Here is a 1,771-nt window from a genome sequence, read left to right on the forward strand (position 1 = left end):
CGCCAGGTCTACGGCGGCCACGACGGCAGCATCACCGCGGAGGCGCTCGCCGCGCTCGCGCGCACCCGGCCGGCGGCGGTGCTCGTCGCGGGCGGCCAGGCCCCACCGCCCTGGGCCCGCACCTGGCGCCCCCACCGGCTGCACGCCCTCCCGGGCCTGAGCGACTACCGGGCCTACCTGTCCCCCTCGGCCCGGCCCTGAGCCGCCGTACCGGGGTGCATGGGGACGGGGCAGGGCACGGGACGAGGAAGAGGAAGAGGACGAGGTAGAGGTTGGGCGGACGGGGCGCCGAAATCCGGTTGCCGACGTTGATCAAGCCTGCCACCATCCCCGGCCATGCCCACCATCTCCGCCTCCGACGGAACAGAGCTCGCCTACCGGGTCCAGGGCGCCGGTGCGCCGCTGGTCTGCCTGCCCGGCGGCCCCACGGACTCCGCGTACCTCGGCGACCTCGGTGGCCTGTCCCGGCACCGCCGGCTGATCCTGCCGGACCCGCGCGGCACCGGCCTGTCCGCGGTACCCGAGGACACCGCCTCCTACCGCTGCGACCGGCTCGTCGACGACGTCGAGGCCCTGCGCGTGCACCTCGGCCTCGACCGGATGGACCTCCTCGCGCACTGCGCCGGCGCCAACCTGGCCGTGCAGTACGCGGCCCGCCATCCGGGCCGGGTCGGAAGGCTCGTGCTGGTCACGCCCAGCGTTCGCGCGGTCGGCCTCACCGTCACCGCGGACCGGCGGCGCGAGACGGCGCGGCTGCGGCGGGACGAGCCGTGGTTCCCGGCCGCGTACGAGGCGCTGGAGTCGATCCTGGCCGGCCGGGCCGACGCCGGGGCCGACGCCTGGCAGGCCGTCGCCCCCTTCTCGTACGGCCGGTGGGACGACGCGGCGCGGGCCCACCAGGCGGCGGGCGACGAGCGGCTGGACCCGGCGGTCGTGGCCGCGTTCGGCGCCGAGGGAGCCTTCGACCCGGACGCCGCGCGCGCCGCCCTCGCCCGGCACACGTCACCGGTGCTCGTGCTGGCGGGCGAGGTCGACCCGGGCGCGCCCGTGCCCACCCTGGCCGAGTTCGCGGCGCTGTTCCCCGCCGCCGGCTTCACCGTGCAGCCCGGTGCCGGGCACCATCCCTGGCTCGACGACCCCGACGGCTTCGTGGCGGCGGTGGCGGAGTTCCTCGGCGCGGCGGACGCGCCGCCGCCCGGCCTGCGGGTCCGGCGGCCGGACGACGAGCAGGCGCTCCTGGACTGGCAGCACGTCCACAACTCGATCATCCCGACCCATGTGCTCTCCCTGGACGAGGTGCGCGAGCGCGCCGGCCGCCACCACCTGGAGGTCGCCTACGTCGGCGACCTGCTCGTGGGCTGTACGACGGTGCGCCCGCCGGAGGACGGGACCCGCACCGCGACCGTCATCGCGCGCGTACTCCCGGCACACCGCGGCCGGGGCATCGGCAGGGAACTGTACGCCCGCGGGCTCGCCCGGGCCCGGGAGCTGGGCGCGGAGACGATCGAGACCGTCGTGCTGTCCTCCAACGAGGACGGGCTGCACTTCGCGCTGGGCCACGGCTTCGTGGAGACCGAGCGGTACCTGCTGCCAGGAGACACGATCCCCTGGATCGACCTCCGGCTGACCTGATCACGGCGGGCCGACGGCGCACCGTGGGTCCGCCCTGCCGCGGTCTCTTCTACACCTCCGAAGCTGCCGACGATCTTACGCCTGTGAAACTCAGCAGAGCGCGCTGCAGTCGAGATAAAAACATGCAACATGGTAACGA

1 protein-coding gene and 2 pseudogenes are annotated in these 1,771 nt (G+C 75.2%); all 3 read left to right on the forward strand.

Annotation, left to right across the window (positions count from 1 at the left end):
• Nucleotides 1–201, forward strand: a pseudogene (locus GPJ59_RS35980) (hypothetical protein); the annotation flags it as partial.
• A 135-nt stretch (nucleotides 202–336) separates the two neighbouring features.
• A pseudogene (locus GPJ59_RS35985) lies at nucleotides 337–1,182 on the forward strand (alpha/beta fold hydrolase); the annotation flags it as partial.
• A gap of 114 nt (nucleotides 1,183–1,296) precedes the next feature.
• A complete protein-coding gene (locus GPJ59_RS38270) occupies nucleotides 1,297–1,632 on the forward strand; it encodes a GNAT family N-acetyltransferase (protein ID WP_374201011.1) in 336 nt (111 codons plus the stop codon).
• Nucleotides 1,633–1,771 lie beyond the last annotated feature (139 nt).

Origin of the sequence: Streptomyces bambusae (assembly GCF_019400985.1) — a bacterium.
GTDB lineage: Bacteria > Actinomycetota > Actinomycetes > Streptomycetales > Streptomycetaceae > Streptomyces > Streptomyces bambusae_A.